This window comes from Citrobacter sp. C1, assembly GCF_014596895.2.
GTDB classification, from domain to species: Bacteria; Pseudomonadota; Gammaproteobacteria; order Enterobacterales; family Enterobacteriaceae; genus Citrobacter; species Citrobacter gillenii.
Genome location: NZ_CP115035.1, coordinates 1359337 through 1385330 on the forward strand (window position 1 = coordinate 1359337; position 25994 = coordinate 1385330).

Here is a 25994-nt window from a genome sequence, read left to right on the forward strand (position 1 = left end):
GAAGGTTAAATACCTGACTAATTTAGTCAAGTAAATAGTTGACTGATTTAGTCGGGAATGTCAGACTTGCCCCTGCTATGCAATACCCCCATTTTACAATAAAAAACCCCGGGCAGGGGCGAGTTTGAGGCTAAGTAAGACATGAGACTGACATCAAAAGGGCGTTATGCCGTGACCGCAATGTTGGACGTTGCGCTCAACTCCGAAACGGGCCCGGTACCGTTGGCTGATATTTCTGAACGTCAGGGCATTTCCCTGTCGTACCTGGAGCAGCTGTTCTCCCGTTTGCGTAAAAACGGTCTGGTTTCAAGCGTACGTGGACCAGGCGGCGGGTATCTGCTGGGTAAAGATGCAGGCAGCATCGCAGTAGGTGAAGTCATTAGCGCTGTTGACGAGTCGGTAGATGCCACCCGTTGTCAGGGCAAAGGTGGTTGTCAGGGCGGCGATAAGTGCCTGACCCACGCGCTGTGGCGCGATCTGAGCGACCGTCTGACGGGTTTTCTCAACAACATTACGTTGGGTGAACTGGTGAATAATCAGGAAGTCCTGGATGTGTCTGGTCGCCAGCACACGCATGACGCTCCACGCAGCACCCGCACGCAAGACGCGATCGACGTTAAGTTACGCGCATAATAAAAGTATTTTAGAATCAGGCCGGGGTGTTGGACACCCCGTTAACTCGGCCGTACATCCAGCCGGTTGCCTGGTTCCTTGCATTGAAGCGATGTACGGAGTTTATAGAGCAATGAAATTACCGATCTATCTCGACTACTCCGCAACCACGCCGGTGGACCCGCGTGTTGCCGAGAAAATGATGCAGTGTCTGACCCTGGACGGAAACTTTGGTAATCCAGCGTCCCGTTCTCACCGTTTTGGCTGGCATGCTGAAGAGGCGGTAGATATCGCCCGTAATCAGATTGCTGACCTGGTGGGTGCCGATCCGCGTGAAATCGTCTTTACTTCCGGCGCGACCGAATCCGACAACCTGGCGATTAAAGGTGCGGCCAACTTTTATCAGAAAAAAGGCAAGCACATCATCACCAGCAAAACGGAACACAAAGCCGTGCTGGACACCTGTCGTCAGCTGGAGCGCGAAGGGTTTGAAGTCACCTACCTCGCCCCGCAGCGTAACGGCATTATTGACCTGAAAGAACTCGAAGCGGCGATGCGTGATGACACCATCCTCGTTTCTATTATGCACGTGAACAACGAAATTGGCGTGGTGCAGGATATCGCGGCTATCGGCGAAATGTGCCGTGCGCGTGGCATCATCTATCACGTTGATGCGACCCAGAGCGTGGGCAAACTGCCTATCGACCTGAGCCAGCTGAAAGTTGACCTGATGTCCTTCTCCGGTCACAAAATCTACGGTCCGAAAGGTATCGGCGCACTGTATGTTCGTCGTAAACCGCGTATCCGCATCGAAGCACAGATGCACGGCGGTGGTCACGAGCGCGGCATGCGTTCTGGTACGCTGCCTGTCCACCAGATCGTGGGTATGGGTGAAGCTTACCGTATCGCGAAAGAAGAGATGGAAACCGAGATGGCGCGCCTGCGCAGTCTGCGTAACCGTCTGTGGAACGGCGTGAAAGACATGGAAGAGGTCTACCTGAATGGTGATCTTGAGCATGGCGCACCGAACATCCTTAACGTCAGCTTTAACTACGTTGAAGGCGAGTCGCTGATCATGGCGCTGAAAGATCTGGCCGTTTCTTCCGGTTCTGCCTGTACGTCTGCAAGCCTGGAACCTTCCTACGTGCTGCGCGCGTTGGGTATGACTGACGAGCTGGCACACAGCTCAATCCGTTTCTCTTTAGGTCGTTTCACTACCGAAGAAGAGATTGACTACACCATCGATCTGGTTCGCAAGTCTATCGGCCGTCTGCGTGAACTTTCCCCGCTGTGGGACATGTTCAAACAGGGCGTAGACATCAACAGTATTGAATGGTCACATCATTAATCGGTATACCCGTCATACTTCAAGTTGCAGATGCGTTGGCCGCGCTCGCTCACCCCAGTCACGTACTTATGTACGCTCCTGGGGATTTGCTCCCTTGCCGCCTTCCTGCAACTCGAATTATTTAGGGTACACATAAGGAGAATTCATCATGGCTTACAGCGAAAAAGTAATCGATCATTATGAGAATCCACGTAACGTGGGTTCTTTTGACAACAGCGACGAGAACGTGGGCAGCGGTATGGTGGGTGCACCGGCCTGTGGCGACGTGATGAAGTTGCAGATCAAAGTCAACAATGAAGGTATCATTGAAGACGCGCGTTTTAAGACTTATGGCTGCGGTTCCGCCATAGCCTCCAGCTCCCTGGTTACCGAATGGGTGAAAGGGAAATCGCTGGACGAAGCACAGGCGATTAAAAACACCGATATCGCAGACGAGCTTGAACTGCCACCGGTGAAAATTCACTGTTCTATTCTGGCTGAAGACGCGATTAAAGCCGCGATTGCGGATTACAAAAGCAAACGTGAAGCAAAATAATTAAGAGTTGAGGTTTTATTATGTCGATTACCTTAAGCGACAGTGCAGCAGCGCGAGTAAATACCTTCCTGGCAAACCGTGGTAAAGGGTTTGGCCTGCGCCTGGGTGTGAGAACCTCCGGCTGCTCAGGTATGGCCTATGTACTGGAATTTGTTGACGAGCCGGCGGCTGAAGATACCGTGTTTGAAGACAAAGGCGTTAAAGTCGTGATCGACGGTAAAAGCCTGCAATTTCTGGACGGTACGCAGTTAGACTTCGTCAAAGAAGGTCTGAACGAAGGGTTTAAGTTCACTAACCCTAACGTGAAAGACGAGTGTGGATGCGGCGAAAGCTTCCACGTGTAACGTGCGTCACCCGAAAACCCCACCGTGGCCTTGCTGCTACGTGTGGGGTTTGTTCTAACAGGCTACCCCTGAGAATGTTATGGACTACTTCACCCTCTTTGGCTTACTGGCCCGCTATCAGCTCGATACTCAGGCGCTGAGCCTCCGTTTTCAGGATCTACAACGTCAGTATCATCCTGATAAATTTGCCAGCGGTTCCCAGGCGGAACAACTTGCTGCAGTTTCGCAGTCCGCTACGATCAACCAGGCCTGGCAAACGCTGCGTCATCCCTTGATGCGCGCTGAATACTTACTGTCTTTACACGGCTTTGATATCAGAAACGAGCAGCACACGGTGCGCGATACCGCGTTCTTGATGGAGCAACTCGAGCTGCGCGAAGAGCTGGACGAGATTGAACAGGCTAAAGACAGTGAACGTCTGGATGCGTTGATGAAACGCATCAACGAGATGTACCAGGTTCGCCATCAGTTGATGGTCGAACAGCTGGACAGCGAAGCGTGGGACGTGGCGGCTGAGACCGTGCGTAAACTGCGTTTTCTCGATAAACTGCGAAGCAGTGCAGAACAACTCGAAGAAAAACTGCTCGATTTTTAATTTCGGAAGCGAAAATGGCCTTATTACAAATTAGTGAGCCTGGTCTGAGTGCCGCACCGCACCAGCGTCGTCTGGCGGTAGGCATTGACTTAGGCACCACCAACTCTCTGGTCGCGACCGTACGCAGCGGCCAGGCCGAAACGCTGGCTGACCACGAAGGTCGCCACCTGTTGCCGTCAGTGGTTCACTATCAGCAGCAGGGCTACGCTGTCGGCTACGATGCCCGTGCCAACGCGGCGCTGGACACTGCAAACACCGTCAGTTCGGTAAAACGTATGATGGGGCGCTCGCTCGCGGATATCCAGGCGCGTTATCCGCATCTGCCGTATACGTTCCAGGCAAGCGAAAACGGCCTGCCGATGATCGAAACCGCAGCGGGTTTGCTCAATCCGGTACGCGTGTCCGCCGATATTCTCAAAGCACTGGCCGCACGGGCGACCGAAGCGCTGTCAGGTGAACTGGACGGTGTGGTGATCACTGTTCCCGCCTATTTTGATGACGCGCAGCGTCAGGGTACCAAAGACGCCGCGCGTCTGGCGGGCCTGCACGTGCTGCGTCTGCTGAACGAACCGACCGCTGCCGCGATTGCCTATGGACTGGATTCGGGTCAGGAAGGCGTGATTGCGGTCTATGACCTCGGCGGCGGCACGTTTGATATTTCTATTCTGCGCCTGAGCCGTGGTGTGTTTGAAGTGCTGGCGACGGGCGGCGATTCCGCGCTCGGTGGTGATGATTTCGACCATCTGCTGGCTGATTATATTCGCGAGCAGGCGGGTGTGGCCGATCGCAGCGATAACCGCGTACAGCGCGAGCTGCTCGATGCCGCGATTGCCGCCAAAATTGCACTCAGCGATGCTGAATCCGTCACGGTTAACGTGGCCGGGTGGCAGGGTGAAGTTACCCGCGAAACCTTTAACGAACTGATTTCCGCCCTGGTTAAGCGCACGCTGCTGGCCTGCCGTCGTGCACTGAAAGATGCCGGCGTTGAGGCGCAGGACGTTCTGGAAGTCGTGATGGTCGGTGGTTCAACACGCGTACCGCTGGTGCGTGAACGCGTGGGTGAGTTTTTTGGTCGCACGCCGCTGACCTCTATCGACCCGGACAAAGTGGTGGCTATCGGTGCGGCTATTCAGGCGGATATTCTTGTCGGCAACAAGCCTGACAGTGAAATGCTGCTGTTGGACGTCATCCCGCTGTCCCTGGGGCTGGAAACCATGGGCGGTCTGGTGGAGAAAGTGATCCCGCGTAACACCACCATTCCGGTGGCCCGCGCGCAGGACTTCACCACCTTCAAAGATGGCCAAACGGCGATGTCGATTCATGTGATGCAGGGCGAGCGTGAACTGGTGCAGGATTGCCGTTCTCTGGCGCGTTTTGCACTGCGCGGCATTCCGGCGCTACCGGCGGGTGGGGCGCATATTCGCGTGACCTTCCAGGTTGATGCCGATGGACTGCTGAGCGTCACGGCCATGGAGAAATCCACCGGTGTGGAATCCTCTATCCAGGTCAAACCGTCCTACGGTCTGACGGACAACGAAATCGCCTCCATGATTCAGGATTCGATGAGCTTTGCCGAGCAGGATGTAAAAGCCCGCATGCTGGCAGAGCAGAAAGTCGAAGCTGCACGCGTACTGGAGAGTTTATCCGGTGCGTTGAACGCTGATGCCGCGCTGTTAAGCGCCGCAGAACGTCAGGCCATCGACGCCGCCGCCGCGCATTTGAGCGAGGTTGCACAGGGTGACGATGTTGACGCTATCGAAAAAGCCATTAAAAACGTAGACAAACAAACCCAGGAATTCGCCGCTCGCCGCATGGACAAGTCCGTCCGTAGCGCGCTGAAAGGCCATTCCGTGGACGAGGTTTAATATGCCAAAGATTGTTATTTTGCCTCATCAGGATCTCTGTCCCGATGGCGCAGTTCTGGAAGCTGAGACCGGTGAGACCATTCTCGACGTTGCCCTGCGTAACGGCATCGAGATTGAACACGCCTGTGAAAAATCCTGTGCCTGCACCACCTGTCACTGCATCGTGCGTGAAGGCTTCGATTCCCTGCCGGAAAGCACGGAAGAAGAAGATGACATGCTGGACAAAGCCTGGGGACTGGAGCCGGAGAGCCGTTTAAGCTGCCAGGCTCGCGTCACCGAAGACGATTTAGTGGTCGAAATCCCACGTTACACAATCAATCATGCGCGTGAGCATTAACAGAGGGTAGTATGGGACTGAAGTGGACCGACAGCCGTGAAATCGGCGAGGCGCTGTACGATGCGTTCCCCGATCTCGATCCCAAGACCGTTCGTTTCACCGATCTGCATCAATGGATCTGTGACCTGGAAGAGTTCGATGATGATCCGCAAGCATCGAACGAAAAAATCCTTGAGGCCATTTTGCTGGTCTGGCTGGACGAAGCTGAATAAGTCAACGGGCTGCCCACGGGTGGCCCGTTTTCCTGTATGCGCGAAAATAAGGATAAATAAAATGACAGAAGCCATGAAAATTACGCTTTCCACGCAGCCTGCTGACGCGCGCTGGGGTGAAAAAGCGACTTACAGTATTAACAGTGACGGCATTACCCTACACCTTAATGGAAAAGACGATCTGGGCCTTATCCAGCGCGCCGCGCGGAAAATCGACGGTCTGGGTATCAAACATATTCAGCTGGAAGGCGAAGGCTGGGACACCGAGCGCAGCTGGGCATTCTGGCAGGGCTACAAAGGACCTAAAGGCAGCCGTAAAGTTGAGTGGGCCCCGCTCGACGACGCGCAGCAGAAGGAACTGGATAGCCGCCTGAAAATCATTGACTGGGTACGTGACACCATCAATGCCCCGGCGGAAGAACTCGGCCCGGAACAGCTGGCGCAGCGCGCGGTTGATCTGCTGTGCAGCGTGGCGTGCGATAACGTCTCTTACCGCATCACCAAAGGCGAAGATCTGCGCGAGCAGAATTACATGGGTCTGCACACGGTAGGTCGTGGATCTGAACGTCCACCGGTACTGCTGGCGCTGGACTATAACCCAACCGGTGATAAAACCGCTCCGGTTTACGCCTGCCTGGTCGGCAAAGGGATCACCTTTGACTCCGGCGGTTACAGCATCAAGCAAAGCGCGTTTATGGACTCAATGAAGTCCGATATGGGCGGCGCGGCCACGGTAACGGGCGCACTGGCGTTTGCCATCACTCGCGGTCTGAACAAACGTGTGAAGCTGTATCTGTGCTGTGCGGATAACCTGATCAGCGGCAATGCCTTCAAGCTCGGCGATATCATTCGCTATCGCAACGGCAAAAATGTTGAAGTGATGAACACCGACGCCGAAGGCCGTTTGGTGCTGGCAGATGGCCTGATTGACGCCAGTGCGCAGAAACCGGAATTGATCATCGATGCCGCGACGTTGACCGGTGCGGCGAAAACAGCTCTGGGTAACGATTACCATGCGCTGTTTAGCTTTGATGACCAGCTGGCAGCCCGTCTGATGGCAAGCGCGGCGCAGGAGAATGAACCGTTCTGGCGCCTGCCGTTGGCGGAATTCCACCGTAACCAGTTGCCGTCCAACTTTGCCGAGCTGAACAACACCGGCAGCGCGGCCTATCCTGCGGGCGCAAGCACCGCGGCGGGCTTCCTGTCGCATTTCGTGGAAAACTATCAGCAAGGCTGGCTGCATATCGACTGCTCTGCAACCTATCGCAAGGCACCGGTTGAGCAGTGGTCCGCGGGCGCGACCGGTCTGGGTGTGCGCACCATCGCGAATCTGCTGACTGCCTGAAAGGTGTTTTTGTAGGCCGGGTAAGTGAAGCGCCACCCGGCATTTTGCCTGATGCGACGCGGTGCGTCTTATCAGGCCTACAACCCATATGTACAAAATTTGTGATCTTATGTCCGAAATAAAAAATGAATTAGAAACGTTGCTGGAAAAAGCAGCGACGGAGCCTGCGCATCGTCCGGCCTTTTTCCGCACGTTGCTGGAATCCACCGTCTGGGTTCCGGGTACGGCCGCAGAAGGCGAGGCGATAGCTGAAGACAGCGCACTGGATCTGCAGCACTGGGAAAAAGAAGACGGCACCACCGTGATCCCGTTTTTCACCTCCCTTGAAGCTCTGCAGCAGGCCGTTGAAGACGAACAGGCGTTTGTTGTGATGCCAGTACGCACGCTGTTTGAAATGACGCTGGGTGCGACGCTGTTTCTCAACGCCAAACTGCCGACCGGCAAAGAATTTATGCCGCGTGAAATCAGCCTGCTGCTCGGTGAAGAAGGCAATCCGTTGAGTACCCAGGAAGTGCTGGAAGGCGGCGAGTCGCTGATCCTCTCCGAGGTCGCGGAACCTCCGGCGCAGATGATCGACTCGCTCACGACGCTGTTTAAAACCATTAAACCGGTAAAACGGGCGTTTATCTGCTCGATTAAAGATAGCCCGGATGCCCAGCCTAATCTGCTGATTGGCATTGAAGCCGAGGGCGATATTGAAGAGATTATTCATGCCACGGGCAGCGTAGCGACCGATACGTTACCGGGTGATGAACCGATTGATATCTGCCAGGTGGTGAAAGGTGAGAAAGGGGTCAGCCACTTTATTACCGAACACATCGCGCCGTTCTACGAGCGCCGCTGGGGCGGTTTCCTGCGCGATTTTAAACAGAACCGGATCATCTAAAAGACCTTGCCGAATGGCCACGCATACGTCTTATCCAGCCTACGATTTACACTATTTTGTAGGCCGGATGCGCGACGCGCCATCCGGCATTTCCAGCTTTATAATATCGGTTCTACCGGTAAATCATTGCGTGCACCCCATTCGCTCCATGCCCCGTCATACAGGGCCACGTTAGGGACACCCAGCGTGGTAAGCGCCAGTACCACCACGGCGGCGGTTACGCCGGAGCCGCAACTGGCGATAATCGGTCTGTCAAAGCTCACGCCGTGGCTAAAGAAGATGGCGTCCAGTTCCTCGGTGGTTTTTAACTCGCCGTCGCGAACCAGTTCAGTCCACGGTACGTTTAGCGCACCGGGAACATGACCGCGCCTCAGGCCAGGACGTGGCTCATCAACTTCCGCATTGAAACGCGCAGCCGGACGCGCATCAACAATCTGTGCGGTTTTTTCATGGCTGGCCAGCAGGACATCGGTCACTCTCACCACGGCTTCCGGCGTAAACGTCGCGTCAAACTCGCCTTCTGACAAATCAACGTTCCCTGCCTGCAGCGGGAATTCATCACGCTGCCAGCTTGCGAAACCGCCCGCCAGAATGGAGACATTTTCCACACCAAACGTGCGCAACATCCACCAGGCGCGCGGGGCAGAAAACAAATTGCCGTCATCGTAAATGACCAGGTGTTTATCCTGATGTACGCCCAGTTCGCGCATAGCTACGGCGAACGCCTCCGGGCGTGGCATCATATGCGGTAACGCTGAGGTATGGTCGGAGAGCGCTTCGATATCAAAAAAGACCGCGCCAGGGATATGGCCAGCGCGATACTCCTCGCCAACATCACGATCTTCCTGCCCTGGAGGCGCCATCCGGGCATCAAGAATCTGTATTTCCGGATCGTCAATGTGTTCGACAAGCCAGTCGGCAGCGACAAAGAAGGCGGTGGTCATAGGCATCTCCATTTTTACCAGGTTTCGGCAAATTGTCGGCTGTTTACCGTCAGGGAACAAGTAAAAGAGGCTGATTTGTCAGGGTGGATCGACATTATTCGCGAAAATTCAGATAACGTTGATTGGTTACAGACTTCCACATCCTGAAATCTCACGCATAATAGGGGTTCTACGTAGCTAACGGGCCGCTCAGGCCAGGGATGAAAAATGAAACATTTACGCGTAGCGACCTGTATGCTGATGCTTGCGCTGGCGGGGTGCGATAATAATGATAAGCCGTCGACGGACGCGAAAAATGATACGCCTGCCCCACAGACCTCGTCGGTAAAAGATCCGGCGCAATTACACAAGCTGACACAGCAAAGTCAGGGTAAACCGTTGACGCTACTGGACGCCTCCGAAGTCCAGTTAGACGGCGCGGCGACGCTGGTGCTGACGTTCTCCATCCCTCTCGATCCTGAGCAAGATTTTTCTCGTGTACTGCACGTTGTCGATAAAAAAAGCGGCAAAGTGGACGGGGCCTGGGAATTGGCGCCCAACCTGAAAGAGCTACGCTTACGTCATCTGGAGCCCAACCGCGAACTGGTGGTGACTATTGAGCGCGATTTACTGGCGCTGAATAAGGCGACGTTTGGCACTGAATATGAAAAAAACATCACCACTCGCGATGTCCAGCCGAGCGTCGGATTTGCCAGTCGTGGCTCGCTGTTGCCAGGCAAAGTAATCGAAGGCCTGCCGGTGATGGCGCTGAACGTCAACAGCGTGGATGTGAACTTCTTTCGCGTGAAGCCGGAGTCGCTTGGCGCGTTTATCAGCCAGTGGGAATACCGCAACTCATTGTCTAACTGGGAATCCGACAACCTGCTGAAAATGGCAGAGCTGGTTTATACCGGGCGCTTTGACCTTAATCCGGCACGCAATACCCGTGAGAAACTGCTGCTGCCGCTGGGCGAAATCAAGCCGTTGCAGCAGGCGGGGGTGTACGTTGCGGTGATGAACCAGGCCGGGCAATACAATTACAGCAATGCTGCCACGCTATTTACGCTCAGCAATATTGGCGTATCCGCACACCGTTACCACAATCAGCTGGATGTCTTTACCCAGAGCCTGGAAAACGGCGCTGCGCAGCAGGGTATAGATGTTACCTTGCTCAATGAGAAAGGGCAGACGCTGGCGCAGGCGACCAGCGATGCGCAGGGACACGTGAAGCTCGAGACGGATAAAGACGCCGCCATATTGCTGGCGCGTAAAGACGGGCAAACCACGCTGCTGGACCTGAAATTACCGGCGCTGGATCTGGCTGAATTTGATATCGCGGGGGCACCGGGATACAGCAAACAGTTCTTTATGTTCGGTCCGCGCGATCTCTATCGTCCCGGTGAAACGGTGATCCTCAACGGATTACTGCGCGACAGCGATGGCAAAACGTTGCCCGATCAGCCGGTGAAGCTGGAAGTCGTTAAGCCCGATGGGCAGGTATTACGCACGGTGGTCAGCCAGCCCGAAAACGGTCTGTACCGTCTGACCTGGCCGCTGGACAGCAGTGCGCCAACCGGTATGTGGCATATTCGCGCCAACACCGGCGATAACCGCTCACGGATGTGGGATTTCCACGTCGAAGATTTTATGCCCGAGCGGATGGCGCTCAACCTCACTGCCAATAAAATGCCGATTACACCGGCTGACGATGTGAAGTTTTCGGTGGTGGGTTACTACCTGTACGGTGCGCCTGCGAATGGTAATGCTCTGCAAGGTCAGCTATTCCTGCGACCACAGCGTGAAGCGGTGTCTGCATTGCCGGGATTCCAGTTTGGCAATATTGCTGAAGAGAATCTCTCCCGCAGTCTGGATGAAGTTCAGCTGACGCTGGATGAAAACGGTCGTGGCGAAGTCACAACCAGCAGTCAGTGGCAGGAAGCTCACTCGCCGTTACAGGTCATTTTGCAGGCCAGCCTGCTGGAGTCGGGTGGCCGTCCGGTGACCCGTCGGGTAGAACAGGCTATCTGGCCTGCAGATACCCTGCCGGGTATTCGCCCGCAATTCGCAGCCAAAGCCGTTTATGATTACCGCACCGATACCACGGTGAATCAGCCGATCGTTGATGAAGACAGCAACGCCGCGTTTGATATTGTTTATGCCGATGCAAAAGGCGAGAAAAAAGCGGTTTCCGGCTTGCAGGTGCGGTTGATCCGCGAACGTCGGGATTACTATTGGAACTGGTCTGAAGGAGAGGGCTGGCAGTCGCAGTTCGATCAAAAGGATCTGGTCGAAGGCGAGCAAACACTGGATCTTACCGCTGATGAAACCGGTAAGATCAGCTTCCCGGTGGAGTGGGGCGCTTACCGTCTGGAAGTGAAAGCACCCAACGATACGGTGAGCAGCGTGCGCTTCTGGGCCGGATACAGCTGGCAGGATAACAGCGACGGCAGCGGGGCGGTGCGCCCGGATCGTGTCACTCTGAAGCTGGATAAACCCAATTATCGTCCTGGCGACACCATGAAGTTGCACATTGCCGCGCCTGCTGCCGGTAAAGGCTATGCAATGGTGGAATCCAGCGAAGGCCCGCTGTGGTGGCAAGAGATCGATGTCCCTGCAAATGGTCTGGATCTCTCTATTCCGGTCGACAAAACCTGGAACCGCCATGACCTCTATCTTAGCGCGTTGGTGATCCGCCCTGGCGACAAATCCCGCTCGGCTACGCCAAAACGCGCGGTCGGGTTACTGCATTTGCCGCTGGGCGATGAAAATCGTCGCCTGGATTTGACGCTGGAAAATCCGGCTAAAATGCGCCCGAATCAACCGTTGACCGTTAACGTGAAAGCCAGTGTCAAAAATGGTGACGTGCCTAAACAGGTTAACGTCCTGGTCTCCGCTGTAGACAGCGGGGTGTTGAATATCACCGATTACGCTACCCCGGATCCGTGGCAGGCATTTTTTGGCCAGAAACGCTATGGCGCGGATATTTATGATATTTACGGCCAGGTAATCGAAGGGCAAGGGCGTTTGGCGGCACTGCGTTTCGGTGGCGATGGTGATGAGCTAAAACGCGGCGGCAAACCGCCGGTTAATCACGTCAATATCGTGGCGCAACAGGCGCTGCCGGTCACGCTCAACGAGAAAGGTGAGGGCACGGTAACGTTGCCGATTGGCGATTTTAACGGTGAACTGCGGGTGATGGCGCAGGCCTGGACCGCAGATGACTTTGGCAGTAGCGAGAGTAAAGTGATCGTCGCTGCGCCGGTGATCGCGGAACTGAATATGCCACGCTTTATGGCCGGTGGTGATACCTCGCGCCTGACGCTGGACGTCACCAATCTGACAGATAGGCCGCAGACGCTGAATATTCAGCTTACCGCCAGCGGCTTAGTGTCACTGATGGGCCAAAACCCTTCCCCGGTGGATCTGGCACCTGGCGTGCGTACCACGTTATTTATTCCGGTACGGGCACTGGAGGGATTCGGCGATGGTGAGATTCAGGCCGTTATTAGTGGTTTGACGCTGCCAGGTGAAACGCTCCCCGTTCAACATAAACAGTGGAAGATTGGCGTGCGTCCGGCGTTCCCGGCGCAAACTCTCAATAGCGGCGTGGCGCTGCAAGCCGGTGAAACCTGGCAGTTACCGGACGGGGAACTGACCAACTTCTCCCCGGCAACGGTGCAGGGGCAACTGCTGTTCAGCGGCAAGCCGCCGCTGAATCTGGCGCGCTATGTTCGCGAATTGAAAGCCTATCCTTACGGCTGCCTGGAGCAGACTGCCAGCGGATTATTCCCATCGTTGTATACCAACGCCGCACAGTTGAAGGCGTTGGGTATAGCGGGTGATAGCGATGAAAAACGCCGCACGGCGGTTGAAATAGGTATTTCCCGGTTACTGCAAATGCAGCGTGACGATGGGGGATTTGCGCTGTGGGATAAGAACGGGCCGGAAGAGTACTGGCTGAGTGCCTATGTCATGGACTTCCTCGTCCGGGCAAATGAACAGGGCTACAGCGTCCCGAGCGAGGTGATCAACCGGGGCAATGCGCGTCTGCTGCGTTATTTACAGGATCCGGGCATGATGTCGATTCGCTACACCGACGACACCGCAGCCAGCCGGTTTGCCGTACAGGCCTATGCCGCGCTGGTACTGGCCCGTCAGCAGAAAGCGCCGCTGGGCGCTCTGCGTGAGATCTGGGAACGTCGAGCTCAGGCCGCCTCTGGCCTGCCGCTGCTGCAATTGGGCATTGCGCTGAAAAACATGGGCGATGCGAATCGCAGTGAACAGGCGCTGACGTTGGCACTCAATACGCCGCGCCGAGATACGCAGCAGTGGATGGCGGATTACGGCAGTCAGCTACGCGACAACGCGCTGATGCTGGCCTTGCTGGAAGAGAATAAACTGAAACCCGACGTGCAAAATACTTTGCTGAATACGCTGTCGGAGCAGGCTTTCGGTCAGCGCTGGCTCTCCACGCAGGAGAATAATGCGCTGTTCCTTGCTGCCCGTACGCTGCAGGATCTGCCGGGCACGTGGCAGGCGCAGACATCTCTCTCTGAACAACCGCTGGCGGGTGATAAATCGCAAACCCGAAATCTGGATGCGGAACAGTTAGCGACGCTGGCGGTGACCAACACGGGTAATCTGCCGCTGTGGCTGCGTCTGGACGTCAGCGGCTATCCGCAAAGTTCACCGCAGCCTGCCAGCAATGTACTGCTCATTGAACGTCAGGTGCTGGGCACCGATGGGCAGAGTAAATCGCTCTCGTCTCTGCGCAGCGGCGAGCTGGTGCTGGTCTGGTTGACGGTTAGAGCCAGCCAGAATGTTCCGGATGCGCTGGTGGTCGATCTTCTGCCTGCTGGTCTGGAACTGGAAAACCAGAATCTGGCCAACGGTAGCGCCAGCCTGCAGGATAGCGGCAGCGAAGTGGCGAATTTGCTTAATCAAATGCAGCAAGCGGATATCCAGCACGTTGAATTCCGCGACGATCGCTTTGTCGCGGCGGTGGCTGTCAACGAAGGGCAACCGGTCACGCTGGTGTATCTGGCGCGCGCGGTCACACCGGGGACGTATCAGGTACCTGTACCCCAGGTGGAATCGATGTATGTTCCGCAGTGGCGTGCCACCGGCACGGCTGAGGGCCCGCTGATTGTCAGACCGTAAATGATGCATCGGTGGGTTAAACGCAGCGGCTGGCTGGTAGCCGCTGCGTTGCTGATAGGGGCAGCAGTGTGGACGGCGGATAAAATCTGGCCGTTGCCGCTGCATGAGGTTAATCCTGCGCGAGTAGTGGTGGCTCAGGACGGGACGCCGCTGTGGCGCTTTGCCGACGCGGACGGTATCTGGCGTTATCCGGTCACGCTTGAAGAGGTCTCGCCCCGTTATCTTGAGGCGCTCATTAACTACGAAGATCGCTGGTTCTGGAAACATCCCGGCGTCAATCCGTTTTCTGTGCTTCGCGCCGCCTGGCAGGATCTCACCTCCGGGCGCGTGGTCTCCGGAGGCAGTACGCTCACCATGCAGGTGGCGAGGCTGCTCGACCCACATCCGCGCACTTTTGGCGGTAAGTTTCGCCAGCTATGGCGTGCATTCCAATTGGAATGGCATCTCTCCAAACGCGATATCCTGACGCTGTATCTTAACCGCGCGCCGTTTGGTGGGACGCTGCAAGGCGTTGGTGCTGCAAGCTGGGCGTATCTGGGTAAATCACCGGCACAACTCAGCTACTCCGATGCCGCATTGCTGGCTGTACTGCCGCAGGCGCCGAGCCGTCTGCGTCCGGACCGTTGGCCGGATCGGGCGCAAGCCGCGCGCAATAAAGTGCTCGATCGCATGGCGACGCAGGGCGTCTGGTCGGCAAAACAGGCGCAGGAATCACGCGAAGAACCGGTCTGGCTGGCACCGAGGCAGATGCCGCAATTGGCGCCGTTATTCTCACGCATGATGCTGAACAAAAGCAGCAGCAACAAAATTGTCACCACGCTGGACGCCGGGCTGCAACGTCAACTGGAGGAGATGGCGCAAAACTGGAAGGGGCGGCTTCCGGCGCGCAGTTCGCTGGCGATGATTGTGGTCGACCATACCGATATGCGCGTACGTGGCTGGGTGGGCTCGGTGGATATGAATGACGACACCCGCTTTGGGCATGTGGATATGGTGAGCGCGATCCGCTCGCCGGGATCGGTGCTGAAACCCTTTGTCTATGGACTCGCGTTGGAGGATGGACTGGTTCACCCGGCCTCATTATTGCAGGACGTACCGCGGCGTACCGGGGATTATCGTCCGGGGAATTTTGACAGCGGTTTTCATGGCCCGGTAAGCATGAGCGAGGCGTTGGTGCGCTCGCTGAATCTGCCGGCAGTCCAGGTACTGGAAGCCTACGGCCCGAAACGTTTTGCCGCCAGGCTGCGTAACGTGGGGTTACCGTTGTATTTACCGGCAGGGGCTGCGCCAAATCTGTCACTGATCCTCGGGGGCGCGGGAGCCAGGCTTGAAGATATGGTCGCGGCGTACAGCGCCTTTGCCCGTCAGGGAAAAGCAGGAAAGCTCCGTCTGCAGCCGGAAGACCCGCTGCTGGAACGCCCGCTGATGTCCGCTGGTGCGGCGTGGATTATCCGGCGGATTATGGCGGACGACGCGCAGCCCCTGCCGGATAACGCCCTGAGTCGTGTGGTACCGCTGGCGTGGAAAACGGGCACCAGCTACGGCTATCGCGATGCGTGGGCGATTGGTGTTAACTCACGTTACGTGATTGGCATCTGGACCGGCAGACCCGACGGCACGCCGGTGGTGGGGCAATTTGGTTTTGCCAGCGCCGTGCCTTTGCTGAATCAGGTTAACAACATGCTGCTGGCTCGTGGAACAAACCAGCCTGAAGACCCGCGACCAGAGTCGGTCAGCCGGAGCGTGGTGTGCTGGCCGGGTGGGCAATTTTTGCCCAACGGGGACGGTAACTGTCGTCGTCGTTTAGCCACCTGGCTATTGGACGGTAGCCAGCCGCCTACGCTGTTATTACCCGAGCAGGAAGGGGTTAACGGTATTCGTTTTCCCGTCTGGTTAGATGCGTCAGAAAAACGCGTGGCGCCAGACTGCCCGCAAGCGCGGGAACAGACGTTAATTGTCTGGCCGTTGCCGCTGGAGCCCTGGCTGCCGCCATCCGAGCGGCGAGCCGCTCGGCTACCGCCAGTTTCCGCAACCTGCCCGCCGTTGGGGCAGGACGCTTCTTTACCGCTGCAGTTGACAGGCGTTCGCGATGGCGCGATTGTGAAACGCTTACCCGGTTCACCAGCGGTCTCCGTGCCGCTACAAACCAGCGGTGGGACAGGCGAACCCTGGTGGTTTCTTAACGGTGAGCGGCTGGAAGAACGTGGGCGGAGTCTGACCCTGCGCTTAACGGTCGCAGGAGAGTACCAGCTGTTGGTTATGGATGACGGCGGGCAGGTTGCCACGGTGAGATTTGCTTTGCAGTAGACCAGCTTGATGTTATTTGTTGCTGAAATTCATCTTATTTTAAAGAAATGTTACCTTCATCAATAGTCAATTGCCGGGATGCTCTTTATAATCCGCGCCAGGTAAACCACAACAAAACATTTTTTTCAGAGGTAATCATGGCTATTGAACGTACTTTTTCCATCATCAAACCAAATGCGGTGGCAAAAAACGTTATTGGAAGCATCTTCGCACGCTTTGAATCAGCAGGGTTCAAAATTGTGGGGACTAAAATGCTGCACCTGACCGTTGAACAGGCGCGTGGCTTCTATGCCGAGCACGACGGCAAACCGTTCTTTGATGGTCTGGTTGAATTCATGACCTCTGGTCCGATTGTTGTTTCCGTTCTGGAAAGCGAAAACGCCGTTCAGCGTCACCGCGATCTGCTGGGTGCAACCAACCCGGCGAATGCGCTGGCAGGTACGCTGCGTGCAGATTACGCTGACAGCTTCACCGAGAACGGCACCCACGGTTCCGACTCCGTCGAATCTGCGGCGCGTGAAATCGCCTATTTCTTTGGCGAAGGCGAGGTTTGCCCGCGTACTCGCTGATCTCCTGCGTCTTTCACGTCGCCGATGCGTTGGCTGCGTTCGTTTACCCCGGTCACATAGTTTTCTATGCTCCCGGGGATGCTCGAACTTACCGTCTTCCTGCGACGCGAAATCCTTTGGAGATGAATTAGCATTTACATATTATTTTCGCTAATGCTTCGTGCAAACGTGGCATCCCTGCGCCAGACTTTGTACAATGCAACGCCCCGGAAGAGCAGACCGCTTGCCGGGGCGTTTCTTTTTATCAACCCTCCACGGGCCATAACGTGTAACAACGAGGCCGGAAAAAATTATGTCTGAATTAGTTAACACCTCTGAAGTCGTCATTGCTGCGGTTCCAAATAAAAATGGAAAAATTAACCTGCTGGATCTGAACCGTCAGCAGATGCGCGAATTCTTCAAAGAGATGGGCGAAAAGCCGTTTCGTGCCGATCAGGTCATGAAATGGATGTACCACTATTGCAGCGACAACTTTGATGACATGACTGACATCAACAAAGTGCTGCGCAACAAACTGAAAGAAGTCGCTGAAATTCGCGCCCCGGAAGTGGTGGAAGAGCAGCGTTCGTCTGACGGCACCATCAAATGGGCCATTGCCGTTGGCGACCAGCGCGTAGAAACCGTGTATATCCCGGAAGACGATCGCGCCACCCTGTGTGTGTCTTCACAGGTCGGCTGTGCATTAGAGTGTAAATTCTGCTCTACGGCGCAACAGGGCTTTAACCGTAACCTGCGGGTGTCGGAAATCATCGGCCAGGTCTGGCGCGCGGCGAAAATCGTCGGTGCGGTGAAGGCAACGGGCGTGCGTCCTATCACCAACGTGGTCATGATGGGCATGGGCGAACCGTTGTTGAACCTGACCAACGTGGTTCCGGCGATGGAAATCATGCTTGATGACTTCGGTTTTGGGCTGTCAAAACGTCGTGTTACGCTGTCTACTTCCGGCGTGGTCCCTGCACTGGATAAGCTGGGCGACATGATTGACGTTGCGTTGGCGATTTCCCTGCATGCGCCGAACGATGAAATCCGTGACGAAATCGTGCCGATCAACAAAAAGTACAATATTGCTACGTTCCTTGAGTCGGTACGAGGCTACATTTCGAAGTCGAACGCCAACCAGGGCCGCGTCACCATCGAATATGTGATGTTAGATCACATTAACGACGGTACCGAGCACGCGCATCAGCTGGCGGAGCTGCTGAAAGATACGCCGTGTAAGATTAACCTGATCCCATGGAACCCGTTCCCGGGCGCGCCGTACGGACGGAGTTCTAACAGCCGTATCGATCGTTTCTCCAAAGTGTTGATGGGCTATGGTTTCACGACCATCGTGCGTAAAACACGCGGCGACGATATTGATGCAGCCTGCGGTCAGCTGGCGGGTGACGTCATTGACCGTACCAAGCGTACTCTGCGCAAGCGCATGCAGGGTGATGCTATCGACATCAAGACCGTTTGATGTTGGTGCACTACGGTATAATTAATGTACCGTAGTGCAATGTAAGTGACATACGGTCATTTGTTATACTCATCAGGTCAATATTAACGGTGCGTTTTCGTCGACTTTAAGGCAGTATGTAGCGGCCCAACAAGAGTTTAGCCCTCAGGTTTACGCTGTTTTGTCATTGATAGTCTGACCGTTTTATACTGTCTGACCAAGGTTAACTGACCAGATGTTTCGCGGTGTGGGTGAGCATTGTGGCTCACCGGCGCCAGAGCCCATATTTACGCAGCTGTAGCGAATGAATACTGAAGCCACGCACGACAAAAATGAAGCACTCTCCACCGGCGTTCGCCTGCGCAATGCCCGTGAACAACTCGGATTCAGCCAACAGGCCGTCGCGGAACGACTGTGCCTGAAGGTCTCCACGGTACGCGATATTGAAGAAGATAAGGCGCCAGCCGATCTCGCTTCAACGTTTCTGCGCGGGTATATCCGTTCCTATGCGCGTTTGGTGCATATTCCTGAAGAAGAACTGTTGCCAGGGCTGGAAAAACAGGCTCCGATTCGCCCAGCCAAAGTGGCGCCGATGCAGAGTTTCTCGCTCGGTAAGCGCCGCAAAAAGCGTGATGGCTGGTTGATGACCTTTACCTGGCTGGTACTGTTTGTCGTGGTTGGACTTACTGGCGCCTGGTGGTGGCAGAATCATAAAGCGCAGCAGGAAGAGATCACCACGATGGCCGATCAATCCTCCGCTGAGCTAAATGCGGGCAAAGACAGTGCCCAGAGCGTGCCGTTAGATACCAGCGCTGCGGCAAGTCAGGATATGACTCCCCCCGCGCCGGATGATGGCGCGGCGGCAGACGCAGCGTCAGCACCTGACGCTGCCACAGTGCCAGCACCTGCTGCAGATGCGCAACAGAATGCGGTAGTGGCACCGTCTCAGGCCAACGTAGACACAGCGACAACGGCGCCAACCTCACCGGCTACGGCGGCACCTTTGCCGACCGATCAAGCGGGTGTGACAACACCTGCCGCCGATCCTAACGCGCTGGTGATGAATTTTACCGCCGACTGCTGGCTGGAAGTCAGTGATGCGACCGGTAAAAAACTGTTTAGCGGTATGCAGCGTAAAGATGGCACGTTAAATCTTGTCGGCCAGGCACCGTACAAACTGAAAATTGGTGCACCGGCAGCAGTGCAGATTCAGTTCCAGGGTAAACCTGTCGACCTGAGTCGTTTTATCAGAACTAACCAGGTTGCGCGTCTGACCGTAAATGCCGAACAACCAGCGGCTCAGTAACAGACGGCAATGCGGGAGATTTTTTAATGCATAATCAGGCTCCAATTCAACGTAGAAAATCGACACGCATTTACGTTGGGAATGTGCCGATTGGTGATGGCGCGCCCATCGCCGTACAGTCTATGACCAATACGCGGACAACGGATGTGGCGGCGACGGTCAATCAAATCAAAGCGCTGGAACGCGTTGGGGCTGACATTGTCCGAGTCTCTGTACCGACAATGGATGCTGCAGAAGCGTTCAAGCTTATCAAACAGCAAGTCACAGTCCCGCTGGTTGCCGATATTCACTTTGACTACCGTATCGCGCTGAAAGTAGCGGAATACGGGGTCGACTGTCTGCGTATCAACCCCGGCAATATCGGTAATGAAGAGCGTATTCGCATGGTGGTGGACTGCGCTCGCGATAACAACATTCCTATCCGCATCGGCGTTAACGCCGGATCGCTGGAAAAAGATCTGCAGGAAAAATACGGCGAACCCACGCCGCAGGCGCTGCTGGAATCAGCTATGCGTCATGTGGATCATCTCGATCGTCTGAACTTCGACCAGTTCAAAGTGAGCGTTAAAGCCTCTGATGTGTTCCTTGCCGTTGAATCTTATCGTCTGTTAGCCAAACAGATCGATCAGCCGCTGCATCTGGGGATCACCGAAGCCGGTGGCGCACGCAGCGGATCGGTGAAGTCCGCGATTGGCCTGGGTTTGCTGTTGTCAGAAGGGATCGGCGATACGCTGCGCGTTTCTCTGGCGGCCGATCCGGTAGAAGAGATCAAAGTAGGCTTCGATATTCTGAAATCGCTGCGCATTCGCGCGCGCGGGATCAACTTTATCGCCTGCCCAACCTGTTCTCGTCAGGAGTTTGACGTCATCGGCACGGTTAACGCGCTGGAGCAACGTCTGGAAGACATCATCACGCCAATGGACGTTTCGATCATCGGCTGTGTGGTAAACGGTCCTGGTGAAGCGTTGGTTTCCACGCTCGGCGTGACGGGTGGCAACAAGAAAAGCGGCCTGTATGAAGACGGTGTACGTAAGGATCGTATCGATAACGACGATATGATTACCCAGCTAGAAGCCCGTATTCGTGCCAAAGCCAGCATCCTGGACGAAGCGCGTCGAATTGACGTGCAGCAGGTTGAAAAATAACAACGTGATGGGAAGCGGCGTGCTTCCCGTGTATGATTGAACCCGCATGGCGCCCGCATTGTTCGGGTTAGCGCTGAGGGTTCATTTTTATATCCATAAAGAGAATAAACGTGGCAAAAAACATTCAAGCCATTCGCGGCATGAACGATTATCTGCCTGGCGAAACCGCCATCTGGCAGCGCATTGAAGGCACTCTTAAAAACGTGCTCGGCAGCTACGGTTACAGTGAAATCCGCTTGCCGATTGTAGAGCAGACCCCGTTATTCAAACGCGCGATCGGTGAAGTGACCGACGTGGTTGAAAAAGAGATGTACACCTTTGAGGACCGTAATGGCGATAGCCTGACTTTGCGTCCTGAAGGAACGGCTGGCTGCGTACGCGCCGGCATCGAACATGGTCTCCTGTACAATCAGGAACAGCGTCTGTGGTATATCGGACCGATGTTCCGCCACGAGCGCCCGCAAAAAGGTCGCTATCGCCAATTCCATCAGCTGGGTGTCGAAGTGTTTGGCCTGCAAGGCCCGGACATTGATGCTGAGCTGATTATGCTGACCGCTCGCTGGTGGCGTGCACTGGGTATTTCTCAGCATGTTAGCCTTGAACTGAACTCCATCGGTTCTCTGGAAGCCCGTGCTAACTACCGAGATGCATTGGTGGCGTACCTGGAACAGCATAAAGACAAACTGGACGAAGATTGCAAGCGTCGCATGTATACCAACCCGCTGCGTGTACTCGATTCCAAAAATCCGGAAGTGCAGGCTCTGCTCAACGACGCTCCGGCTCTGGGCGACTACCTGGATGAGGATTCACGCGCGCATTTCGCCGGTCTGTGTACGCTGCTGGAGTCAGCAGGTATTGCTTACACCGTTAACCAACGACTGGTTCGTGGTCTCGACTACTACAACCGTACCGTATTTGAGTGGGTCACCAGCAGCCTGGGCTCGCAGGGTACCGTGTGTGCGGGTGGTCGTTATGACGGTCTGGTCGAGCAACTTGGCGGTCGTGCTACGCCAGCGGTTGGCTTCGCGATGGGTCTGGAACGACTTGTTTTGTTAGTTCAGGCAGTTAATCCGGAATTTATTGCTTCTCCTGTTGTCGATATATACCTGATCGCTTCAGGTACAGATACGCAGTCGGCGGCAATGGCGCTGGCTGAACGTCTGCGCGATGAAGTTCCGGGCGTAAAACTGATGACAAACCACGGTGGCGGCAACTTTAAGAAACAGTTTGCTCGCGCCGATAAGTGGGGCGCTCGCGTTGCACTGGTACTGGGTGAGTCCGAAGTGGCTGACGGTACTGTTGTAGTGAAGGATTTGCGCACTGGTGAGCAAACGGCAGTAGCGCAGGATAGCGTTGCCGCGCATTTGCGCACTTTGACTTGCTAAGGAGAAGGACAGCGTGGAAATTTACGAGAACGAAAACGACCAGGTTGATGCGGTAAAACGCTTCTTTGCCGAAAATGGCAAAGCGCTGGTGGTTGGGGTTATTTTAGGGGTTGGCGCACTGGTTGGCTGGCGTTACTGGACCAGCCATCAGACGGAGTCCACACGCTCTGCTTCTCTGGCGTATCAAAATACAGTGACTGCGGTCAGTGCGGGTAAGCAGGACAGCATTCCTGCCGCAGAGAAATTTGCCGCAGAGAACAAAAATACCTACGGCGCGTTAGCGTCGATGGAACTGGCGCAGCAGTTTGTTGATCAAAACGAACTTGAGAAAGCCGCTACCCAGTTGCAACAAGGACTGGCGGCGACCAGCGATGAGAATCTCAAAGCGGTGATTAATCTGCGTCTTGCGCGTGTGCAAGTTCAGCTTAAACAAGCGGATACCGCGCTGAAAACGCTCGACACCATTAAAGGTGAAGGGTGGGCGGCCATTGTCGCCGATCTGCGTGGCGAAGCGTTGCTGAGCAAAGGCGATAAACAAGGCGCGCGTAGCGCATGGGAAGCGGGTGTAAAAAGCGAAGCCTCTCCTGCTCTGAGCGAAATGATGCAGATGAAAATCAATAATTTGTCCATCTGAGAGGGACCCGATGCAATTGCGTAAATTACTTCTGCCAGGGCTGCTTTCCGTTACCCTATTAAGCGGCTGTTCACTGTTTGGTGGCGAAGAAGATGTCGTTAAGATGTCCCCATTACCGGTGGTTGAAAACCAGTTTACTCCGTCTACAGCCTGGAGCACGTCTGTAGGTAACGGTATTGGTGATTTCTATTCCAATCTTCATCCTGCGCTGGCAGATAACGTTGTCTATGCGGCGGATCGTACAGGCGTCGTTAAAGCTCTGAACGCGGATGATGGCAAAGAAGTCTGGTCCGTCAATCTGGCGGAAAAAGACGGCTGGTTCTCTAGAGTCTCTGCACAGCTTTCTGGTGGTGTGACGGTTTCCGGTGGTCACGTCTATATCGGCAGCGAAAAAGCCCAGGTTTATGCGCTTAATACCAGCGACGGTACTATTGCCTGGCAGACTCGTGTTGCCGGTGAAGCGCTGTCTCGCCCGGTGGTGAGTGATGGTGTGGTATTGATTCACACCAGCAACGGTCAACTGCAGGCGTTAAACGAAGCTGACGGTGCCGTCAAATGGACCGTCAACCTGGATATGCCATCGCTTTCGTTACGCGGCGAATCAGCCCCGGCTAGCGCTTTTGGTGCGGCGATTGTCGGCGGTGATAACGGTCGCGTGAGCGCTGTGCTGATGCAACAGGGCCAGATGATTTGGCAGCAACGTATTTCTCAGGCGACCGGTCCAACAGAAATCGATCGTCTGAGTGATGTTGACACCACGCCGGTTATCGTTAATGGCGTTGTGTACGCCCTGGCTTATAATGGTAACCTGACGGCGCTGGATCTGCGCAGCGGCCAGGTTATGTGGAAACGTGAACTCGGCTCGGTGAATGATTTCATCGTCGATGGCAACCGTATCTATCTGGTAGATCAGAATGACCGCGTGCTGGCGTTAACCACTGACGGCGGCGTAACGCTGTGGACGCAGAGCGATCTGCTTCACCGTCTGCTGACGTCTCCGGCGCTGTATAATGGCAATCTGGTTGTCGGCGATAGCGAAGGCTATCTGCACTGGATTAACATTGATGATGGCCGCTTTGTGGCCCAGCAGAAAGTCGACAGCTCCGGTTTCCTGACCGAGCCAGTATCGGCTGATGGTAAACTGCTGATCCAGGCGAAAGACGGTACGCTGTATTCAATTACGCGTTAATCGTCCTGCCGCTCGCTTTGAAAAACGGCTCCTGGTGCAGGGGCCGTTTTCCTGTTTTTAACAATGGCGTAAAAATACGTCCGTTGTCTGATGATTTTTTAAATGAGGCTTTAAACATGGTACCTGTGGTCGCGCTTGTCGGGCGCCCTAACGTTGGCAAATCCACGTTATTTAACCGTCTAACTCGCACCCGAGATGCGCTGGTTGCGGATTTCCCGGGTCTGACTCGTGACCGTAAGTACGGTCGTGCTGAGATTGAAGGACGCGAGTTTATCTGTGTTGATACCGGCGGTATTGATGGCACCGAAGACGGGGTAGAAACCCGCATGGCTGCACAGTCGCTGCTAGCCATCGAAGAAGCGGATGTTGTGCTGTTCATGGTTGATGCGCGTGCTGGCCTGATGCCGGCAGATGAAGCCATCGCCAAACATCTGCGTTCGCGCCAAAAACCGACTTTCCTGGTCGCCAACAAAACTGACGGACTCGATCCGGATCAGGCGGTGGTTGATTTTTATTCGCTGGGGTTAGGTGAAATTCACCCGATCGCAGCTTCTCACGGTCGTGGTGTTCTCAGCCTGCTGGAGCACGTTCTGCTGCCGTGGATGGATGACGTAGCGCCGCAGGAAGAAGTGGATGAAGACGCGGAATACTGGGCGAAGCTGGAAGCCGAAGAAAACGGTGAAGAGGAGCCTGAAGACGACTTCAATCCGCAGGATCTGCCAATCAAACTGGCGATTGTCGGGCGTCCGAACGTCGGTAAGTCCACACTCACTAACCGTATTCTCGGCGAAGACCGCGTGGTGGTTTACGATATGCCGGGAACCACGCGTGACAGTATTTATATCCCGATGGAACGTGACGGTCGCGAATATGTGCTGATCGACACTGCAGGCGTGCGTAAGCGCGGAAAAATTACCGAAGCGGTAGAAAAATTCTCCGTTATCAAGACGCTGCAGGCGATTGAAGACGCCAACGTGGTGATGCTGGTGATTGATGCCCGCGAAGGTATTTCCGATCAGGATCTGTCGCTACTGGGCTTTATTCTCAATAGTGGGCGCTCACTTGTCATCGTCGTCAACAAGTGGGATGGCCTGACCCAGGAAGTGAAAGAGCAGGTTAAAGAGACGCTGGACTTCCGTCTGGGCTTTATCGATTTTGCCCGCGTGCACTTTATCTCTGCGCTGCACGGCAGTGGTGTGGGTAATCTGTTTGAGTCAGTGCGTGAAGCGTATGACAGCTCAACCCGCCGCGTCAGTACCGCGATGCTGACCCGCATCATGACCATGGCGACAGAAGATCACCAGCCGCCGCTGGTGCGCGGTCGTCGTGTGAAGTTGAAATATGCGCATGCTGGTGGCTATAACCCACCAATTGTGGTGATTCACGGCAACCAGGTTAAAGACCTGCCTGATTCCTACAAACGTTATCTTATGAACTACTTCCGTAAGTCGCTGGAAGTGATGGGTACACCGATCCGTATTCAGTTCAAAGAAGGGGAAAACCCGTATGCGAATAAGCGTAATACGTTGACGCCAACACAAATGCGCAAGCGTAAGCGTTTGATTCAACATATTAAAAAAAGTAAGTAACCCTTGCTGATTATGAAAACCCGCGCTTGTCGCGGGTTTTTTTCGTCTGTTTATAGTCCTGTGTGTCTGTATAATGTCAATGACTATTCTTTTTTGACCAAGTTTAAATCTAAGAAAGTAGACAATTGTCGAATTTTCATCTTAAAGTGCAGGGGTTGGTACTAGACAAAACTGGCTCCAGACCCTCAAATGGCTAATTAACTTTTCGCTACCTGTAAAAAAATCGACCAGATACATAACTGGCCGGCGTACAGCGTGGTGTTTACTCGC

General features: G+C 55.0%; 21 protein-coding genes. 20 read left to right on the top strand and 1 reads right to left on the bottom strand.

What is annotated here, in order from left to right; genetic code table 11:
- Positions 1-141: 141 nt before the first annotated feature.
- The 10 genes from iscR to sseB all read left to right on the top strand — a co-directional run bounded on the left by iscR (position 142) and on the right by sseB (position 8079).
- Complete coding sequence (gene iscR, locus IB214_RS06485; RefSeq protein ID WP_005120405.1) at positions 142-633, top strand: Fe-S cluster assembly transcriptional regulator IscR; 492 nt, start codon at positions 142-144, stop codon at positions 631-633.
- A 112-nt stretch (positions 634-745) separates the two neighbouring features.
- Entirely contained in the window at positions 746-1960 is a 1215-nt protein-coding gene (gene iscS, locus IB214_RS06490; protein ID WP_096756165.1) for a cysteine desulfurase, read from the top strand.
- A gap of 148 nt (positions 1961-2108) precedes the next feature.
- Positions 2109-2495 (top strand): Fe-S cluster assembly scaffold IscU, encoded by a 387-nt coding sequence (iscU, locus tag IB214_RS06495; protein ID WP_002913991.1) that lies wholly within the window; start codon positions 2109-2111, stop codon positions 2493-2495.
- A gap of 20 nt (positions 2496-2515) precedes the next feature.
- The gene (gene iscA / locus IB214_RS06500; RefSeq protein WP_003835203.1) at positions 2516-2839 is read left to right on the top strand and encodes an iron-sulfur cluster assembly protein IscA; all 324 of its coding nucleotides are present in this window, start codon (positions 2516-2518) and stop codon (positions 2837-2839) included.
- Between the two features lie 79 nt (positions 2840-2918).
- Positions 2919-3434, top strand: a complete 516-nt coding sequence (gene hscB, locus IB214_RS06505; RefSeq protein WP_117343506.1) for a co-chaperone HscB — start codon at positions 2919-2921, stop codon at positions 3432-3434.
- Positions 3435-3448: 14 nt separating this feature from the next.
- A complete protein-coding gene (gene hscA / locus IB214_RS06510) occupies positions 3449-5299 on the top strand; it encodes a Fe-S protein assembly chaperone HscA (RefSeq protein WP_117343507.1) in 1851 nt (616 codons plus the stop codon).
- A 1-nt stretch (position 5300) separates the two neighbouring features.
- Positions 5301-5636, top strand: a complete 336-nt coding sequence (gene fdx, locus IB214_RS06515) for an ISC system 2Fe-2S type ferredoxin (RefSeq protein WP_003037690.1) — start codon at positions 5301-5303, stop codon at positions 5634-5636.
- Between the two features lie 11 nt (positions 5637-5647).
- Positions 5648-5848, top strand: coding sequence for a Fe-S cluster assembly protein IscX (gene iscX, locus IB214_RS06520; protein WP_003037694.1), 201 nt, complete (start codon positions 5648-5650; stop codon positions 5846-5848).
- Between the two features lie 61 nt (positions 5849-5909).
- Positions 5910-7193: an aminopeptidase PepB gene (pepB, locus tag IB214_RS06525; protein WP_117343508.1), complete on the top strand. Its 1284-nt coding sequence runs from the start codon at positions 5910-5912 to the stop codon at positions 7191-7193.
- 109 nt (positions 7194-7302) lie between these two features.
- Positions 7303-8079 (top strand): enhanced serine sensitivity protein SseB, encoded by a 777-nt coding sequence (gene sseB, locus IB214_RS06530; protein WP_115259912.1) that lies wholly within the window; start codon positions 7303-7305, stop codon positions 8077-8079.
- A gap of 98 nt (positions 8080-8177) precedes the next feature.
- Here sseB and sseA read toward each other — a convergent pair whose 3' ends face one another.
- Entirely contained in the window at positions 8178-9023 is an 846-nt protein-coding gene (gene sseA / locus IB214_RS06535) for a 3-mercaptopyruvate sulfurtransferase (protein ID WP_096756169.1), read from the bottom strand.
- A 207-nt stretch (positions 9024-9230) separates the two neighbouring features.
- Here sseA and IB214_RS06540 point away from each other — a divergent pair, with 207 nt between their 5' ends.
- The 10 genes from IB214_RS06540 to der all read left to right on the top strand — a co-directional run bounded on the left by IB214_RS06540 (position 9231) and on the right by der (position 25724).
- Positions 9231-14162: an alpha-2-macroglobulin gene (locus IB214_RS06540; RefSeq protein WP_117343509.1), complete on the top strand. Its 4932-nt coding sequence runs from the start codon at positions 9231-9233 to the stop codon at positions 14160-14162.
- A 3-nt stretch (positions 14163-14165) separates the two neighbouring features.
- Complete coding sequence (gene pbpC / locus IB214_RS06545) at positions 14166-16469, top strand: peptidoglycan glycosyltransferase PbpC (protein WP_117343559.1); 2304 nt, start codon at positions 14166-14168, stop codon at positions 16467-16469.
- A 137-nt stretch (positions 16470-16606) separates the two neighbouring features.
- Positions 16607-17038: a nucleoside-diphosphate kinase gene (gene ndk, locus IB214_RS06550; RefSeq protein WP_044714626.1), complete on the top strand. Its 432-nt coding sequence runs from the start codon at positions 16607-16609 to the stop codon at positions 17036-17038.
- 292 nt (positions 17039-17330) lie between these two features.
- Positions 17331-18497: a bifunctional tRNA (adenosine(37)-C2)-methyltransferase TrmG/ribosomal RNA large subunit methyltransferase RlmN gene (locus IB214_RS06555; RefSeq protein WP_115257784.1), complete on the top strand. Its 1167-nt coding sequence runs from the start codon at positions 17331-17333 to the stop codon at positions 18495-18497.
- 283 nt (positions 18498-18780) lie between these two features.
- On the top strand, positions 18781-19782 hold the full coding sequence (rodZ, locus tag IB214_RS06560; protein ID WP_115257785.1) for a cytoskeleton protein RodZ: 1002 nt from the start codon (positions 18781-18783) through the stop codon (positions 19780-19782).
- Between the two features lie 26 nt (positions 19783-19808).
- A complete protein-coding gene (gene ispG, locus IB214_RS06565; RefSeq protein WP_096756173.1) occupies positions 19809-20927 on the top strand; it encodes a flavodoxin-dependent (E)-4-hydroxy-3-methylbut-2-enyl-diphosphate synthase in 1119 nt (372 codons plus the stop codon).
- Between the two features lie 110 nt (positions 20928-21037).
- Complete coding sequence (gene hisS, locus IB214_RS06570) at positions 21038-22312, top strand: histidine--tRNA ligase (protein WP_096756174.1); 1275 nt, start codon at positions 21038-21040, stop codon at positions 22310-22312.
- A 13-nt stretch (positions 22313-22325) separates the two neighbouring features.
- Complete coding sequence (locus tag IB214_RS06575; RefSeq protein ID WP_096756175.1) at positions 22326-22946, top strand: YfgM family protein; 621 nt, start codon at positions 22326-22328, stop codon at positions 22944-22946.
- 10 nt (positions 22947-22956) lie between these two features.
- Positions 22957-24135, top strand: coding sequence for an outer membrane protein assembly factor BamB (gene bamB, locus IB214_RS06580; protein ID WP_096756176.1), 1179 nt, complete (start codon positions 22957-22959; stop codon positions 24133-24135).
- A gap of 116 nt (positions 24136-24251) precedes the next feature.
- Positions 24252-25724 carry a ribosome biogenesis GTPase Der gene (gene der / locus IB214_RS06585; protein ID WP_115257787.1) on the top strand — a complete coding sequence of 491 codons (1473 nt, stop codon included), beginning with the start codon at positions 24252-24254 and terminating at the stop codon, positions 25722-25724.
- Positions 25725-25994: the final 270 nt, after the last annotated feature.

What these genes read in the sequence shown, in the direction of transcription:
- iscR (WP_005120405.1), top strand. Translation starts at nt 142, where the DNA reads ATGAGACTGACATCAAAAGGGCGTTATGCCGTGACCGCAATGTTGGAC.
- iscS (WP_096756165.1), top strand. Translation starts at nt 746, where the DNA reads ATGAAATTACCGATCTATCTCGACTACTCCGCAACCACGCCGGTGGAC.
- iscU (WP_002913991.1), top strand. Translation starts at nt 2,109, where the DNA reads ATGGCTTACAGCGAAAAAGTAATCGATCATTATGAGAATCCACGTAAC.
- iscA (WP_003835203.1), top strand. Translation starts at nt 2,516, where the DNA reads ATGTCGATTACCTTAAGCGACAGTGCAGCAGCGCGAGTAAATACCTTC.
- hscB (WP_117343506.1), top strand. Translation starts at nt 2,919, where the DNA reads ATGGACTACTTCACCCTCTTTGGCTTACTGGCCCGCTATCAGCTCGAT.
- hscA (WP_117343507.1), top strand. Translation starts at nt 3,449, where the DNA reads ATGGCCTTATTACAAATTAGTGAGCCTGGTCTGAGTGCCGCACCGCAC.
- fdx (WP_003037690.1), top strand. Translation starts at nt 5,301, where the DNA reads ATGCCAAAGATTGTTATTTTGCCTCATCAGGATCTCTGTCCCGATGGC.
- iscX (WP_003037694.1), top strand. Translation starts at nt 5,648, where the DNA reads ATGGGACTGAAGTGGACCGACAGCCGTGAAATCGGCGAGGCGCTGTAC.
- pepB (WP_117343508.1), top strand. Translation starts at nt 5,910, where the DNA reads ATGACAGAAGCCATGAAAATTACGCTTTCCACGCAGCCTGCTGACGCG.
- sseB (WP_115259912.1), top strand. Translation starts at nt 7,303, where the DNA reads ATGTCCGAAATAAAAAATGAATTAGAAACGTTGCTGGAAAAAGCAGCG.
- sseA (WP_096756169.1), bottom strand. Translation starts at nt 9,023, where the DNA reads ATGACCACCGCCTTCTTTGTCGCTGCCGACTGGCTTGTCGAACACATT.
- IB214_RS06540 (WP_117343509.1), top strand. Translation starts at nt 9,231, where the DNA reads ATGAAACATTTACGCGTAGCGACCTGTATGCTGATGCTTGCGCTGGCG.
- pbpC (WP_117343559.1), top strand. Translation starts at nt 14,166, where the DNA reads ATGCATCGGTGGGTTAAACGCAGCGGCTGGCTGGTAGCCGCTGCGTTG.
- ndk (WP_044714626.1), top strand. Translation starts at nt 16,607, where the DNA reads ATGGCTATTGAACGTACTTTTTCCATCATCAAACCAAATGCGGTGGCA.
- IB214_RS06555 (WP_115257784.1), top strand. Translation starts at nt 17,331, where the DNA reads ATGTCTGAATTAGTTAACACCTCTGAAGTCGTCATTGCTGCGGTTCCA.
- rodZ (WP_115257785.1), top strand. Translation starts at nt 18,781, where the DNA reads ATGAATACTGAAGCCACGCACGACAAAAATGAAGCACTCTCCACCGGC.
- ispG (WP_096756173.1), top strand. Translation starts at nt 19,809, where the DNA reads ATGCATAATCAGGCTCCAATTCAACGTAGAAAATCGACACGCATTTAC.
- bamB (WP_096756176.1), top strand. Translation starts at nt 22,957, where the DNA reads ATGCAATTGCGTAAATTACTTCTGCCAGGGCTGCTTTCCGTTACCCTA.
- der (WP_115257787.1), top strand. Translation starts at nt 24,252, where the DNA reads ATGGTACCTGTGGTCGCGCTTGTCGGGCGCCCTAACGTTGGCAAATCC.